The sequence below is a fragment of the Psychromonas sp. Urea-02u-13 genome, assembly GCF_002835995.1.
In the GTDB taxonomy this organism is placed as follows: domain Bacteria; phylum Pseudomonadota; class Gammaproteobacteria; order Enterobacterales; family Psychromonadaceae; genus Psychromonas.
Window position 1 is genome coordinate 37,167 of record NZ_PJBZ01000053.1, and the last position, 15,822, is coordinate 52,988.

Consider the following 15,822-nt stretch of genomic DNA (forward strand, 5'->3'; position numbering starts at 1 on the left):
AGATGAAGGTTTACCTCTTTTTAGTCTGATTTTTCCTGCCCTGTTTCTGTATATTACTATATTCACTTGTAATCAATTATCTAATACCATTCCGCTTAATTAAATGGTCTAAAATTGCGTAGGAAAAATTGATGAAAATAACGACGTTATCATCGGTTTTAACCAGCAAGGTAGATCAGATAGTTAAGCGGATGGGTATAATATTTCCTTTGTTCACCACCAATATCTTGTTTTAATTTGGAGAAAGTATGTCTTTTGAAATGATCATGTTAGGCATGGCAAGCTTAATCGTTATTGCTATTTTGTTGCACCATCCTTCTAAAACCTTGGGTATTCCTTCGTTGCTTATTTTTATGGCGGTGGGGCTGATATTTGGTAACGGTGAGTTTGATTTTGTTTATGACAATTTACAGCTTACTTCTTTTATTGGTGGCATGGCGCTTAACATTATTGTTTTTGTCGGTGGCTTAAATACCTCAACCAAGAGTATTAAGTTGGCCTGGAAAGAGGGCGGAGCACTGTCAAGTGTTGGGGTGTTATTGACTACGTTATTTTTTGCTGTGATCTTGTATTATTTATTGGATTTCAACTTTTTAACCTGCTTGCTTTTTGCTGCTGTTGTTTCATCGACCGATGCTGCTGCCGTTTTCTCTATTTTAGAATCTAAAAAACTTAAACTTAAAGAGAATACCGATACGGTATTAGAGTTTGAATCTGCGACTAACGATCCGGTGGCATTATTAATGGTTATTCTATTAACGGATATTCTTGTAAGCAGTACGGGGATCGCGCCTTCTGTTGCCAGTATCGGCATGTTATTAGCGCAACAAATCCTATTTGGCGCATTGGTGGGTTTTATATTAGGAAAATTATGCGTTACTGCACTTAACCATATAAAGCTGGAAGAGTATGGACTTATTCCGGTGTTTATTTTGGCTTGTTTTATTATCACGGTTTATGGCACTGAAATGATTGCTGGCAACGTGTTAGTGGCTGTTTATATTGCCGGTGTGATTATCGGTAATCAGTTAAAGCGTGGCGCAGATGTGAATAAACACTTTTACAATGGTCTGGCTTGGTTAGCGCAATCGCTGATGTTTATTATTATTGGCTTGCAGATTTTCCCACAAAACTTAATCGCTGTTTTTTGGGTCTCCGTTATTCCCGCATTATTGCTTATTTTGGTTGCTAGACCGTTAGCGGTGCAACTCTGTTATTTACCCTTTACAAAAGCCAGTTGGAAGAAACGTTTGTTTATCTCATCGATTGGACTCAAAGGCGCAACACCCATTGTATTTGCGCTTATTCCTGCCACAGCAGGTGTTGAAGGTTCCGTGGAAATGATTCATATGGTGTTCTTTGTAGTGCTGTTTTCGGTGTTTTTACAAGGTGGGGCGATAGAGCCGCTAGCTAAAAAGTTAGGCCTTGTTAAAGATGAACAATAAACAATAAACAATTAATTAGATAATAAAAAAGCCAGATGATTAGTCTGGCTTTTTTATGTGTGCTTAATGTTAGTTATAAACTTCACCCTCCTTTGGTAGCGCTTTAATTTGGTAATGCTCTCTTTTAAGGCCTAACAATTCAGGTATGGTGGCAGATAAGCATATCGACGATAACGTCCCGACTAAAATACCGATAAACAGCGCAATAGAGAATCCTTGTAATGGAGCTCCCGCGAGTAGCCAAATCGCAGCAACCGTGCCTAAAGTGGTGCCGGAGGTAATTAAAGTGCGGGTTAAGGTTGAGACAATCGCACTATCAATAATTTCATTAATAGTGCCTGTGGCTTTACTTCGTAATACTTCTCTTATTCTGTCGGAAATCACAATCGAGTCATTTAACGAATAACCAATAACAGCAAGCAGTGCCGCTAAAACCGTGAGATCAAATTCAATTTGAAATAAAGAAAATACCCCTAAGACAACAATAATGTCATGGAATAAAGCCACGACTGATCCCGTTGCTAAGCGCCACTCAAATCGAAAAGAAAGATAAATTAACATCGCCACCAAAGAGGCCAACAACGCTAAGCCACCCATTTCGACTAATTCGTCACCCACCTGTGGGCCAATCACACTGGCGCTTAATACTTTAATAGAAAAATCAGCATCGATGTTTTGCATTAACAACGAGGTTTCAGGCATCTGCTCATTGCTAATGGCTTGGCGAATCGACCACTGGTATTCGTTGCCCACATTGGTTAATGAGAAGGGGACTTTAATGACTTGCTTAAGCGCAACCTGTAAATGTTCTTGGCTTACTGGTTGCGTGGTTTGTATTTCTGTTATGACGCCTCCGGTAAAGTCGACTGCTAGGTTAAAACCTTTATTTAACATGGCCAACAGAGAAAAGAGTACAAGCGCGATTGAGCAATAAAAACCCATGTAACGGACTAATGTGAAACCTGTTTTTTTCGTTTTATTTATTATCATAGCTGTGCCTGCTGAGTTGTTTGCTTGCTTGTTATTGCTGTTCGTTTATTTTGGCGAGTTGTTTTAGGGTTTTTAGTAGCGACTTGGCCTGGTAACTTGTGAATGAAAATATTCACTAACGCGCGGGAAACATAAATGCCCGTAAACATGCTGGTTAAAATGCCTAATCCAAGGGTGATAGCAAAACCTTTAATCGGACCATAACCAACCGAGAATAAAATTAATGCTGTGATCAAAGAGGTTATATTGGCATCCAAAATGGTGCCTAATGCATTTTGGTAACCGTGATGAATCGCGAGTGCGGTACTTTTTCCACGTTTTAATTCATCTTTGATACGTTCAAAAATAAGCACGTTAGTATCAACTGCCATACCGATGGTTAGTACTAAACCGGCAATGCCCGGCAGGGTTAATACCGCGCCAGGTACCAGTGATAACAAACCCATCAAACAGACCAAGTTAAAAATGAGTGCAACATTCGCGATTAAACCCAGCTTGCGATACCAAAGCGCCATAAAAATAAGCATCATCGATAAACCAAGTGCAATGGCCGCCATGCCATTATCAATATTTTGTTGGCCTAATGAAGGGCCTAATGTGCGCTCTTCAACGATAGTGACTGGCGCTGTTAAACTGCCCGCTTTGAGTAACATAGCTAACTCTTGTGTGGCTTTAACACTGCCCATGCCAGAGATGGTAAAACGAGAACCAAGATGTGCTTGAATGGTGGCAACACTGATCACTTTACTGTTTTTCTCACGCAGGCCTTGTTCATTTTGTTGGTACTCTGAAAAAAGCGTGGCCATCGGTTTACCAATGTGATTTTTAGTAAAGTCAGACATTAATTTACCGCCCGCGCTATCTAGGGTGATAGCAACTTCGGGCTGTCCTGTTTCTCCAAAGCGAGATTGTGCATCAGTAATATGAGTACCCGACATAATCGGTGATGGATTTAAACGTACCATTTCACCTGAATTACTTTTATATAACGCACCGCCTTGCTGCTGTAATTGATGAAAGTCCAAAGAAGCGGTTGCACCAATAATCCGTCTTGCCTGTGAAGGGTCTTGTACCCCAGGTAATTCAATGCGAATAAAGTGATCACCTTGGCGTTGCACGACTGCCTCGGTAATACCTAACGCTTCAATTCTGTCACGCATGGTTTTAATGTTTTGTTGCATTAACGCTTGATGAAAGGTTTTTGCGAACTGTTCATTTTCGCGTAATGTTGTTTGTTGCGCTGTGTTTACGCGTAGCAGTAATTCTGGATATAACTCAACTAACGCCTGCACACTTAAGGCTGCTTTTTGCGCGCTATTTTCTGGGTAACGTAAAACAATCTCGCCATTATGTTTTGAGGTAATACGTGTGCCACGTGCGTTAAATTGACGTATTAATTGACTTAAGTCTTGCTCAATTTGGGCCTTGCGTTCAACCATAGCCGCTTGTGTATCAACGTCCATCACAAATTGCACACCACCGCGTAAATCCAAACCTAATTTAATCGGTTTCGCACCTATGTTTTTTAACCAATCGGGGCTGTCTGATTCCATCGCCATGGCGACGCTATACTGTTCACCTAATTGTGTGGCAAGCAGATTACGTGCTTTTTGTTGTTGCGTTTTGTTATCTAATAGAACGATGTTTTGTCCCTGTTGTTGGTTAATGCTGTCAACCTGTATGCCTTGCTTAGTTAATAGGTTAAAAAGAGTGGCGCTATCGATGTTAGGCATTTCTGTTGAATTGCTTTGAACGTGTAATGCTGCTTTCTCACCAAACCAGTTAGGCAGGGCATTTAAGCCAAGAATAGCAATAGTGAAAATGATCACTAAGTATTGCAATTTTGAATAACGATTGATTGCTTTATGTACTTTTTTCATAGGATCCTCAACACACGTTAGGGATAACGCATGGTGCAAATAAGTTTATTAAGCACTCATCAACGCATTGAGCCAACAAAAGGGGATACAACGCGATCGTCAAATCGACTGAAGACGAGTGCTTTGAAATAGATGATTTGGGTGTTTGCTGGTGGCGAAAGAGAGTGGTTAAACGACTCGCTACGCACCAACTGGAGGTTAACTAAAGTGGTAGGTAACTTTTGATGCGTATTGGCTATTGCTGTCTTTCCAACCTGAAAGACGAGAGTCACTGTTTGCATAGCTCATAAACCAAGCCACAGGGGGCGTTGATAATGTACTTTCTAGGTTTGCAAATTCATTGGTTTTTTCTATTAATAATTCATAGATCAATACATATTCAGGGGATGGCTGCTGTTTGTTATTAAGCTGATTGATATGCATCGGTTGCACAAAATCAATCGACTTACTGTGGTTTTCTGATGCTGGCTGTGAAGGCGAGTTATCTGTTTCTGACAGTTGCTCATCGGCAGCGCTGTTATCGAGAATATTGACTTGGCCGCTATCACTCAGCGTTATCGCATTTGCCAAAGGCAACGATAAGTTAGGTTGTTCTGTTCCAGAAAATGCTGAAAAAGAGACAAATAAAGTGATAAGCAGAAGAAATATTCGTAGCAAGGTTCATGTCCACAGGATAAATAGTACGCGAGCACTATACCCCCTTCACCCCTTAAAACAAGCTAGGTTGGTCGTTAAAAAGTGTAAATAAATAGGTTACTAATCAAAAAATATCCAATTGCAATGTTAATTGACGCACATATTTTACAACCGCGCTAAAAACTCTAAAAAAAATCGGCAAAAACGTTTTAAAGCACAATCTTTGACGTATACTGTGGTCGCGATAAAAAGCATAAAACTAAATATATAATCCAAGGAAAAAAAATGACTCCTATTGTTAAAAGTTTCCAGTATGGCGAACATACGGTAACACTAGAAACGGGCGTAATGGCTCGTCAAGCAACTGCCGCTGTAATGTGTAGTATGGACGATACTTGTGTATTCGTTTCTGTTGTTGGTAAAAATGCAGATGATCAAGAGCGTGATTTCTTCCCTCTTACTGTTAACTACCAAGAAAAAACATACGCAGCTGGTAAAATCCCAGGTGGCTTCTTCAAACGTGAAGGCCGTCCATCTGAAGAAGAAACGTTAATTTGTCGTCTTATTGACCGTCCAATTCGTCCTCTTTTCCCTGCTGGCTTTAAAAACGAAGTACAAGTGATTGCAACTGTTGTTTCAATCAACCCAGAAGTTAACCCAGATATCGTTGCAATGATCGCAACATCTGCGGCACTTTCTATCTCTGGTATGCCTTTTAACGGTCCTATCGGTTGTGCTCGTGTTGGTTACAAAGAAGGTCAATACCTACTTAACCCAACTAAAACTGAATTAGAAACAAGTGATCTTAACCTTGTTGTATCTGGTACAGACAACGCTGTATTAATGGTTGAATCTGAAGCTGCTATCTTAAGCGAAGACGTAATGTTAGGCGCTGTAGTATACGGTCACGATGAGCAACAAGTTGTTATTGAAGCAATCAAAGAATTCGCTGCTGAAGTTGCACGTCCTGCATGGGATTGGAAAGCACCTGTACGTAATGAAGCATTAGATGCTGCCATTGCTACTGAAGCACAAGTACGTTTCGATGAAGCTTACCAAATCAGTGATAAAGGCGTTCGTTACGATGCAATCAAAGCGATCACTTCTGAAGTTAAAGCTAAATTATTAGCTGCTGACGAAACATTAGTTGCTAAGCAAGTTTCTGAATACATCCATGATTTAGAAAAAACGGTTGTACGTACGCGCATCATCAAAGGTGAGCCACGTATCGACGGTCGTGATCCAGAGAGCGTTCGTGCTCTTGACGTTCGTACTGGTGTTTTACCACGTACTCACGGTTCTTCACTATTTACACGTGGTGAAACTCAAGCATTAGTTACAGCGACGCTTGGTACACAACGTGATGCACAAATCATTGACAGCCTAATGGGTGAGAAGAAAGATCACTTCTTATTACATTACAACTTCCCTCCTTACTGTGTAGGCGAAACTGGTTTTGTTGGTTCTCCTAAACGTCGTGAAATTGGTCACGGTCGTCTAGCTAAACGTGGTGTATTAGCAGTAATGCCTACAGTTGAAGAATTCCCGTACACAGTTCGTGTTGTATCGGAAATTACTGAATCTAACGGTTCATCTTCAATGGCTTCTGTATGTGGCGCATCACTAGCATTGATGGATGCTGGTGTTCCACTTAAAGCTTCTGTTGCTGGTATTGCAATGGGCCTAGTTAAAGAAGGCGAAGAGTTCGTTGTTCTTTCTGATATCTTAGGTGATGAAGATCATCTTGGTGATATGGACTTTAAAGTTGCGGGTACTGATGCTGGTATTACAGCACTTCAAATGGATATCAAAATTGAAGGTATCACACGCGAAATCATGCAAATTGCTTTAAACCAAGCAAAAGCTGCACGTCTACATATCCTAACGGTTATGGATGAAGCGATTTCTGAAGGTCGTAAAGAGATTTCTCAATTCGCACCACGTATTCACACTATCAAAATCCCAACGGACAAAATCCGTGACGTTATTGGTAAAGGCGGCGCAGTTATCCGTTCTTTATGTGAAGAAACGGGTACTACAATTGAAATCGAAGATGACGGTACAGTTAAAATTGCTGCCACTTCTGGTGAGCAAGCTGAAGATGCAATCAACCGCATTAAATCACTGACTGCTGAAGTTGAAGTAGGTACTATCTACGAAGGTACTGTTGTACGTCTAGCTGATTTCGGCGCATTCGTTAACATCTTACCTGGTAAAGACGGTCTAGTTCACATCTCACAAATCTGTGAAGAGCGTGTACAGAAAGTTGCTGACCATCTTAAAGAAGGTCAAGTTGTTAAAGTTAAAGTACTAGAAGTAGACCGCCAAGGCCGTGTACGTCTAAGTATTAAAGAAGCTGCGGAAAAAGCGCCAGCTGCTGCTGAATAAGGTTTAACTTAATCGGTAAACTATAAAGGAAGCTTCGGCTTCCTTTTTTTATGCCTGAAGAAAAATAGTTGTCAGTTATCGGCTATCGGCTATCAGTTATCGGCTATCAGTTATCGGCTATCAGCTATCGGCTATCGGCTATCAGCTATCGGCTATCAGCTATCAGCTATCGGCTATCGGCTATCAGCTACTCCATTCCATTTTCACTATTATATTCAGCCCTGTATCTCACCTCCGCTATCTCCTTTTTCCATAAATTGAACGTTTAAATGAGTAAGCATTATCAAAACAACATGTTACTAAATGATTAAATTTGAATGCTATTTTAGTTAGTTGTTACTTGTTTGTAGGTAATATGCAATATCAAAAATGTAAATAAAGACTCTTTTTAATCTTTTTGTGTGCTGGCTTTTATTATTGTTTATTCACTGCAGTGTCGAGTTAGGGCATCTCTCATAAACGGCTTTTAGAGAAAAAATATCCGGTGGTTATTGTTATGGTGACGACGTTAAAATTCCCCCATTAAAACTGATTAAGGATTTTTTATGCAGGATACTGGTAACACAACTTATCGTGATCGACACAAACCGGCGAGCGACTTTGCCACACGTGAAGAGTATTTAAATCACGAATTGAATATCATTGAGCCTAAACGCTGGCGCATTAACTTGCCTTTTCGCGACTTTGGCATTGAGATTGAAGATTGGGTTCCTGCACTTGCTGCGACTATCGGTAAGATTGTTATGGTGGCCGCAATGGCAGGTGCATTTGCGGCGCAGTTTGGATTAGATGCTGCTTTCATTGCAGAGAATGTTCGCTTTGAAATGCTTATCGCTGGTGTGTTATTTGTTGTTCTCTTCTCTGCTATTTTAAATCCACGTAGTAACCTTGCGGGCACGCATGGACCGATGATCCCGCTTATTCCTTTAATTGCGGCTGCTGGTGGACATCCATTGGCATTGGGTATTTTAGTGGGCGTATTTGGCCTGATATTGAGCCTCTCGAAAGGCGGATCTAAACTGGTTACCTTAACAGGCGAGGGCGTTCGAGGCGGTTTACTGATATTTCTTGGTGCGATGGGCACGGTAGGACAGATTGGTAATTTTGGTAAGTGGGGAGATAGCATTGGAATGGCAGCCATTCCTTTTACTGTGATTTTAATTACCATTGGTATTTATGCTTACCTTGCGCGCATTAAAAAACGCTGGGTTGCGATTCCACTGTGTTCTGCCATTGCCGGTATTGTTGCCTTTACCATGGGCGCACCTTTTGAGTTTGTTACTGAGCCGGGTTTACCTAATATGAGTCCGTTTTATTGGTGGGGAGAAACTACTGGCTGGAAACTAGGCTGGCCAGGGCTGAGCGAATATATTGCTGTTGTGCCTTTTGCTATTTTAGCCGTGGCTATGTGGTCACCCGATTTTCTAGGGCACCGTGTATTTCAAGAGCTTAACTATCCTAAAACAGCCAAAAAAGTATTAATGGATGTTGATGATACGATGACAGTGGTGTCGATTCGCCAAGTAGTGGGCTCGCTACTAGGCGGGGCAAACTTAGCCTCTTCATGGGGGACTTATATGATCCCCGCCGCCATCGCTAAACGACCTATTCCTGGTGGCGCAATATTAACGGGATTTTTGTGTATTGTATGTGCCATTTTAGGTTTCCCAATGGATCTCGCAATGTGGGAACCTGTATTGCGTGTGGCTTTATTGGTGGGGGTTTTCTTACCTTTATTAGAAGCGGGTATGCAGATGGTCAATGATGAGAAAAGCTCACAAAGTGCGGGTATCTGTATTTTCTCTAGCGCGTTAGTGAATCCGGTATTTGGCTGGGCAACCACTATGTTATTGGATAACTTAGGCTTCATTGGTGATAAAGCGCGTTCTAAAACATTATCATTGATGGATAGATTAGTGATTCCATTAATCACCTTTATTATCTGTGTGGGTTCATTAGCCTTAGTGGGACAGTTACCTGGGATTCCTGCCTTGCTTTGATAAAATAAAAAGGGCTATTTTAGACATAAAAAAACCGAGATAGACTCGGTTTTTTTATGTTACAAAGCAATCAAAAAGATTGAATGTCTAATTTAGCCAAGAGGTAAAATTACTTCACCGTACTGCTCATTAATAACTTGAGCCATTGCATCATAAATAGCAGCTAAACCACAACAGATACCAACATAACCAGCAATAACACCCGTCATTTCAGAACCTGAAAAATCTTTTGCCGCTAGTAAAAAGAATAAAAGCGTTAAACTTGCAAAAATAAATTGTGATACTTTATTTGAACGTAGTGTAGCAATGAACATGAAACCAGTAAAAATACCGTACATAACAAAATACCATGCCATGAATGCAGGAGCAGTTGGTTCAGCAAGACCTAGTTTTGGGAAGAATAATAAAGCAACAAGGCTTATCCAGAAAAAACCGTATGAAGTAAAAGCAGTTAGACCAAAAGTATTGCCCTTTTTAAACTCCAAAATACCAGCAACAACTTGTGCCATACCACCAACACAAAGACCCATTGCAAGAATCATCGAATCTAATGGAAAAAATCCTGCATTGTGAATGTTAAGTAAAACAGTTGTCATGCCGAAGCCCATTAGGCCAAGAGGTGCTGGATTTGCTAAGTTAATATTTTGTGACACGGGTAATACCTTCTTTATTAATAGATAAAATGAGATGGCGCGCACAATAACATGGTCTGTAATTTTGTAAAGATATTTTCCTATATTTGCACCCGGTCACCTTTTTTGTTTGTTTTTGATCAAAAATGAGACTTAAAAAGTTGAATTTTTAAAAGTGTTTTTTGTATTTTATATTAATGTAAGGCAGAGCAAAGCTTTGTATTAATTTTAGTATTTAGAGTCTTAAACTTAGGTACAATGTAGATAATATTCCTATTTAGAAATGAAATTAAGCCATGAGCGAAGCGACGTTATCCATTAAAAACTTACATAAATCCTTTGCTGATAATGAAGTCTTAAAAGGCATCGATTTAGAGGCACAAAAAGGCGATGTGATCTCAATTTTAGGTTCTTCGGGCTCTGGTAAAAGTACCTTATTGCGTTGTGTTAACTTATTAGAAACACCCACCTCTGGTGAAATACGTGTTAATGGTGAGCTAATCGAGATGAAGCAGGATAAAAAACTCGGTGCCGTGCCTGCTTCTTTCAAACAAGTGGAACGTATTCGCAGTCGTTTAGCGATGGTTTTTCAAGGTTTCAATTTATGGTCTCATATGACGGTATTGGAAAACGTGATTGAAGCGCCTGTGCATGTACTCGGTGTACCTAAAAAAGAAGCCATTGTTAAGGCTGAAGCGATTTTACAGCGTGTCGGATTATATGAACGTAAAAACTATTACCCAGGACAGCTTTCTGGTGGCCAGCAACAACGTGTTGCGATAGCACGTGCTTTAGCGGTTGAACCTGAAGTGATGTTATTTGATGAACCCACGTCAGCGCTAGATCCTGAGTTAGTTGGCGAAGTATTAAATGTAATGCGTGGTCTTGCAGAAGAGGGCAGAACGATGCTAGTTGTGACCCACGAGATGGCTTTCGCGCGTGATGTGTCTAATAAAGTAGTATTTTTACACCAAGGTTTAGTAGAGGAACAGGGAAAACCAGACGTTATCTTTGAAAATCCATCATCGGAACGTTTCAAACAGTTTATATCATCGGTTTATTAAGGTTCGGCTTCAAAATTACTTGAACTTTTGTTTTCAAAATAACCCGTTATTTAGGATTGGCTTCAAAATTACTTGATCTTTTGTTTTTAAAATAGCCCGTCATTTCAGGCTTTTTAAAACAATTTAGAGCAAGTTATTTTGTAACGATTCCTTAGGGTTTTTTAAAAACAATTTAGAGAAAATTATTTTGTAACGATTCCTAACCGTAAATTTTAATCTATTTCAACAATAAAAAGGAAGTACAATGAAAAAGTTTAGCCTATTAATAGCAGTGTTTGTTCTATCATTTAATGTCGCAGCCAAAGAGTGGAAAGATATCCGCATCGGTGTTGAAGGCGCTTATCCTCCCTTTAGTAAAACAGAAGCTGATGGTAGTGTGACAGGGTTTGATATTGATATCGCCAATGCATTATGTGCACAAATGGAAGTAAAATGTACATTAGTTAAGCAAGATTGGGATGGTATTATTCCTGCTCTAATGGCGCGTAAATTTGATGCGATTATTGCGACGATGGACATTACGGAAGAGCGTAAAAAGAAAATCGCATTTTCTGATAAATATCAGCATATCCCAGCGCGTTTTGTTGCATTAAAAGGTACTGACTACCAAGCAACTAAAGCATTCATGAAAGGCAAAAAAATTGGTGTACAACGTGCAACAACAATGGATCTTTACATCTCTGATAACTTCCCTAGCGCTAAAATTAAACGTTACGGTTCTGCTGATGAAGCATATCTTGATCTTAAAGCATCACGTTTAGATTACGTAATGGCCGATTCTGCTGCAATCTCTGATGGTCTGCTTGCTAAAGACGGTGGCGATAAATTTGAATTTGTTGGTCCTAAATTAAACGATCCTAAATGGTTTGGTGAAGGCGCGGGTATTGCAATTCGTAAGCAAGATAAAGACCTTGCAAAACAATTGAATGCTGCGATTAAAGCAATTCGTGCAGACGGTACTTATAAAACAATCCAAGACAAATACTTTAGTTTTGATGTTTACGGCGGTTAATTACCCGAAATAAAGGATGGGAAACCATCCTTTATTTTCGCTTAAAAAAGAATCATTATGCAAGAACTGTTAAATTATCAGCCCGTCCTTTTACAAGGCGCATGGTTAACGGTGCAAGTTGCACTGCTTTCATTATTACTCGCGATAACATTAGGTTTGCTCGGCGCACTCGCTAAAACATCGCAGTCTCGTATATTGCAAATTATCGCGACGTTATATACCACTATTATCCGTGGCATCCCGGATCTTATCTTAATGTTACTTATCTTTTTTGGTGGGCAAATGCTCATTAATAGCCTCAGTTATAGCATTAACGAAAGCATTAACGAATACTTCACAAGCTATGATATCAATCACGAGTGGTATTCTTATTTACCTGATTACATTGATATCAGCCCTTATTTTGCAGGTATTGTAACGATTGGTTTTATCTTTGGTGCTTACATGGCTGAAACATTTCGTGGCGCTATTCTGTCGGTTGATAAAGGGCAAATTGAAGCCGCAACTGCCTATGGTATGAGTCGATCAAAAATATTCATTCGTGTGACTTTTCCACAAATGATGCGTCATGCATTACCAGGTATTGGTAATAACTGGTTAGTGTTATTAAAAACCACGGCATTAGTGTCCATTATTGGTTTACAAGATATGGTGAAAATAGCAGGGGATGCCTCGGGGTCAACCCAGCAACCTTTTACTTTTTACCTTGCTGTCGCGTTTATCTTTCTTTTCTTTACTGCTATTTCAAGCGCACTATTAAAACGCCTTGAAGCAAAATATTCAATACAAGCGAGGTAAAGATGGATTTTTCAATCATCATCAATGAGTACCAATTTTATCTTGATGGATTATGGACAACAACCTGGCTAGTGACCTTATCGTTATTATTGGGGCTTTGCATTGCCATTCCGGCGGGCATATTACGCTGTAGCGAGAATAAGTTTATTCGCTTCCCAATATGGGCATTCATGTACTTTTTCCGTGGTTCTCCCCTGTTAGTACAGCTCTTTATTATCTATTACGGTGCTGCTCAGTTTGAGTGGTTACGTGAAAGCTGGTTGTGGGAATATTTTCAAGAAGCGTGGTTTTGTGCTTTATTAGCTTTTACTTTGAATACAGGAGCTTATACCGCTGAAATAGTACGTGGTGTTATCTCTACTATGCCTAAAGGTGAGCTTGAGGCTGCTAAGGCGTACGGTATGAGTCAATGGCAAACATTGCGTCGTATTACATTACCTAACTCTCTGCGTCGCGCTTTACCTGCTTACAGTAATGAAGTGATCTTTATGATTCATGGTAGTGCAATTGCAGGTATTGTGACTATTGTTGATATCACCGGTGCCGCACGTGTCGTTAATGCACGTTATTATGCACCATTTGAAGCATACCTTGCAGCCGCTGGGCTTTATATGTGCCTTACCTTCAGCGTTATTTTTGCCTTTAAACAGTGGGAAAAACGTTACTGCGTAGAGCAATAATCGTATTTATATTCACCGTAAAGTAGAGGGGAAATGACGCTTTACGGTGAATAAAAACTAAAAATAATGACTAATTATGTAGTGTTTTTCATTAGTCAATTCAATTCGCTTAAAACTCAGTTATTTGTTTAAATATTCCCTTTTTTTGCTACAATGGTCACATAAGCAGACACTTCGTAATAAATGGACTTATTATTTAGCTTAAAAATAAGGCCATTGCTGATGAAAAAACAACACTCGTTAAACACACTTCGTAACAATATTATTATTCCAACGGACTCTACTGGAGGAAATCAATAATGATGACTGAAAATATTATCTCTTTAGAATCCCTACGTATAAAAGCACAAGTGTGTTTTGAACTTGATAAACGCAAAACAAGCTTACGTCCATGTGATACGGATTTATACCCAGAAGTTAATATTGAATGTTTTAAAGATCTTAGAGGTTATGAACTAGGCGATACACTTGAAGTTGATGTTGTTGCAATGCAAAGTAGCAATGGACGTTCTTACTTTTACAGTTATTAAAAATTAAAGATTAAAGATTAAGTATTGCGGATGTTAAAGAAAATCGTGGTTATATAAGATTGGATTGATGTGATTTGAGAACGGAGAGCACAAGCATGAACTTGTACTCTCTATTTATTTAAGCATTAAAGAATCAAGATTATGATAACTTCAACGTCGCTAAGTTTTTAGCTTTTACATCACTCAATAGTGCTTCATTTTCTATTAAAGACTGACCATAAGAAGGAATCATCTGTACCATTTTATCCTTCCAGCTTGAATCACTTAATCTCTCTTTGAAACATTGTTCAATAACATCAATCATTGCTTGAACTGAGGTTGATGCGCCAGGTGAAGCGCCTAACAATACGGCCAGTGAACCATCTTCTGCTGCTACCATTTCAGTACCAAACTCCAACTTTCCTTTACCGTTTTCATCTTTCTTAATAATCATCACACGTTGACCGGCTTTTGCTAAGCTCCAATCATCTTCCTGTGCTTCAGGGTAGAAGTTGCGTAATGCGTTAACACGTTCTTTATGTGATTGTAGTGATTCTTTAATGAGGTAATGGGTTAGATCTATATTTTTAGAGCCAACAGAAACCATGGGTTTTAGATTAGATTTTCTCACTGAATTTACAAGATCTAGCTTCGAACCTTTTTTAAGGAACTTCATTGTAAAACCTGCAAATGGCCCAAATAACAAGGCTGGTTTGCCATCAATGATACGTGTATCAAGATGTGGAACAGACATTGGTGGAGCGCCAATTGGGGCTTTACCATAGGTTTTAGAGTAATGTTGTGCCACTACTTCTGGTTTTGTACAGACTAACCATTGACCACTAACAGGGAAACCGCCGTAACCTTTGCGTTCTGGAATCTTTGATTTTTGTAATAGTGGCAAAGCACCACCGCCAGCCCCAAGAAATACAAATTTTGCGCCAATAATAGCGGAATGCTTACCTGTACGTTCTTTAATGTTAACTGACCAGTTACCACTTTTTTGTTGTCTGATACGGTTTACGTTGTAATTTAAAACCAATTCAAAGTTAGGTGATTTTTGTAGGTTTTTGATCATGTTACGCGTCAGTGCACCAAAGTCGACATCTGACCCATAATTTACACGGGTCGCAGCTACGGGTTCATTAGGATCGCGCTGGCTCATTGCAAGTGGCATCCACTCACTGATGACCTTTGGATCTTCACTGTATTGCATATCTTTGAATAGGTGATGGGCACTTAATAACTTATAACGCTCACGTAAAAATTTAACGTCTTTCTCGCCCCAAACAAGGCTTTGATGTGGAATAGAGTTAATAAATTTATCTGGATCTGGCAGGATATTCTTTTCAACTAAGAATGACCAGAATTGTAGTGTCACTTCAAAAGAAGCATTAATTGCTTGTGCACGATTGATGCTAACAGTGCCATCATTACTTTCAGGTGTGTAGTTTAATTCGCAATAGCCTGCATGACCTGTTCCCGCATTATTCCATCCATGTGTACTTTCATGGGCAACATGATCTAAGCGTTCTACCATGATTATCTTTAGTGATGGATCAAGTTGGTTAAGCATCATGCCAAGTGTCGCGCTCATTACGCCACCACCAACGAGTAATACATCTGCAGTTTTTACTTCCATTAAAACTTCACCTTTATTCAAAGATAGAACTAAACAAACCGTTTTATATTGCATATATATGCAGAAATTGTGCTTGTAAGCTTTATTTGATTGCTAAAAAAAAGGGAATTCTAGCTAAAAATCAGCTTTTAAACCAGTTAATAAAA

The 15,822-nt window shown here is 39.5% G+C and carries 13 protein-coding genes; 8 read left to right on the plus strand and 5 right to left on the minus strand.

The window, feature by feature from the left end; genetic code table 11:
* The first annotated feature begins 248 nt into the window (after nucleotides 1-248).
* Nucleotides 249-1,445: a potassium/proton antiporter gene (locus CXF74_RS08755; RefSeq protein ID WP_101082028.1), complete on the plus strand. Its 1,197-nt coding sequence runs from the start codon at nucleotides 249-251 to the stop codon at nucleotides 1,443-1,445.
* A 69-nt stretch (nucleotides 1,446-1,514) separates the two neighbouring features.
* Here CXF74_RS08755 and secF read toward each other — a convergent pair whose 3' ends face one another.
* The 3 genes from secF to CXF74_RS08770 all read right to left on the minus strand — a co-directional run bounded on the left by secF (nucleotide 1,515) and on the right by CXF74_RS08770 (nucleotide 4,972).
* Complete coding sequence (gene secF / locus CXF74_RS08760) at nucleotides 1,515-2,435, minus strand: protein translocase subunit SecF (RefSeq protein WP_101082029.1); 921 nt, start codon at nucleotides 2,433-2,435, stop codon at nucleotides 1,515-1,517.
* Nucleotides 2,432-4,315, minus strand: a complete 1,884-nt coding sequence (gene secD, locus CXF74_RS08765; protein WP_101082030.1) for a protein translocase subunit SecD — start codon at nucleotides 4,313-4,315, stop codon at nucleotides 2,432-2,434. The genes secF and secD overlap by 4 nt, the downstream gene beginning before the upstream one ends.
* 198 nt (nucleotides 4,316-4,513) lie before the next feature.
* Nucleotides 4,514-4,972, minus strand: a complete 459-nt coding sequence (locus CXF74_RS08770; RefSeq protein ID WP_101082031.1) for a hypothetical protein — start codon at nucleotides 4,970-4,972, stop codon at nucleotides 4,514-4,516.
* A gap of 264 nt (nucleotides 4,973-5,236) precedes the next feature.
* Between CXF74_RS08770 and pnp the strand changes: the two genes are divergently transcribed.
* Together pnp and CXF74_RS08780 are read left to right on the plus strand one after the other, a co-directional pair.
* Complete coding sequence (gene pnp, locus CXF74_RS08775) at nucleotides 5,237-7,339, plus strand: polyribonucleotide nucleotidyltransferase (RefSeq protein WP_101082032.1); 2,103 nt, start codon at nucleotides 5,237-5,239, stop codon at nucleotides 7,337-7,339.
* A 545-nt stretch (nucleotides 7,340-7,884) separates the two neighbouring features.
* Nucleotides 7,885-9,339: a DUF3360 family protein gene (locus tag CXF74_RS08780; RefSeq protein ID WP_101082033.1), complete on the plus strand. Its 1,455-nt coding sequence runs from the start codon at nucleotides 7,885-7,887 to the stop codon at nucleotides 9,337-9,339.
* A gap of 92 nt (nucleotides 9,340-9,431) precedes the next feature.
* Here CXF74_RS08780 and CXF74_RS08785 read toward each other — a convergent pair whose 3' ends face one another.
* Nucleotides 9,432-9,992 carry an acetate uptake transporter gene (locus tag CXF74_RS08785; protein WP_101082034.1) on the minus strand — a complete coding sequence of 187 codons (561 nt, stop codon included), beginning with the start codon at nucleotides 9,990-9,992 and terminating at the stop codon, nucleotides 9,432-9,434.
* Between the two features lie 275 nt (nucleotides 9,993-10,267).
* Between CXF74_RS08785 and CXF74_RS08790 the strand changes: the two genes are divergently transcribed.
* From CXF74_RS08790 to CXF74_RS08810, 5 genes are all read left to right on the plus strand, one after another.
* The gene (locus tag CXF74_RS08790) at nucleotides 10,268-11,035 is read left to right on the plus strand and encodes an ABC transporter ATP-binding protein (RefSeq protein ID WP_101082035.1); all 768 of its coding nucleotides are present in this window, start codon (nucleotides 10,268-10,270) and stop codon (nucleotides 11,033-11,035) included.
* 244 nt (nucleotides 11,036-11,279) lie between these two features.
* Nucleotides 11,280-12,047, plus strand: a complete 768-nt coding sequence (locus tag CXF74_RS08795) for an ABC transporter substrate-binding protein (RefSeq protein ID WP_101082036.1) — start codon at nucleotides 11,280-11,282, stop codon at nucleotides 12,045-12,047.
* Nucleotides 12,048-12,104: 57 nt separating this feature from the next.
* Nucleotides 12,105-12,845, plus strand: coding sequence for an ABC transporter permease (locus CXF74_RS08800; protein ID WP_101082037.1), 741 nt, complete (start codon nucleotides 12,105-12,107; stop codon nucleotides 12,843-12,845).
* 2 nt (nucleotides 12,846-12,847) lie between these two features.
* Nucleotides 12,848-13,525 carry an ABC transporter permease gene (locus tag CXF74_RS08805; protein ID WP_101082038.1) on the plus strand — a complete coding sequence of 226 codons (678 nt, stop codon included), beginning with the start codon at nucleotides 12,848-12,850 and terminating at the stop codon, nucleotides 13,523-13,525.
* Nucleotides 13,526-13,824: 299 nt separating this feature from the next.
* Nucleotides 13,825-14,055 (plus strand): hypothetical protein, encoded by a 231-nt coding sequence (locus tag CXF74_RS08810; protein WP_101082039.1) that lies wholly within the window; start codon nucleotides 13,825-13,827, stop codon nucleotides 14,053-14,055.
* A gap of 139 nt (nucleotides 14,056-14,194) precedes the next feature.
* Here CXF74_RS08810 and mqo read toward each other — a convergent pair whose 3' ends face one another.
* The gene (gene mqo, locus CXF74_RS08815) at nucleotides 14,195-15,730 is read right to left on the minus strand and encodes a malate dehydrogenase (quinone) (protein ID WP_101082040.1); all 1,536 of its coding nucleotides are present in this window, start codon (nucleotides 15,728-15,730) and stop codon (nucleotides 14,195-14,197) included.
* Between the last annotated feature and the right edge of the window lie 92 nt (nucleotides 15,731-15,822).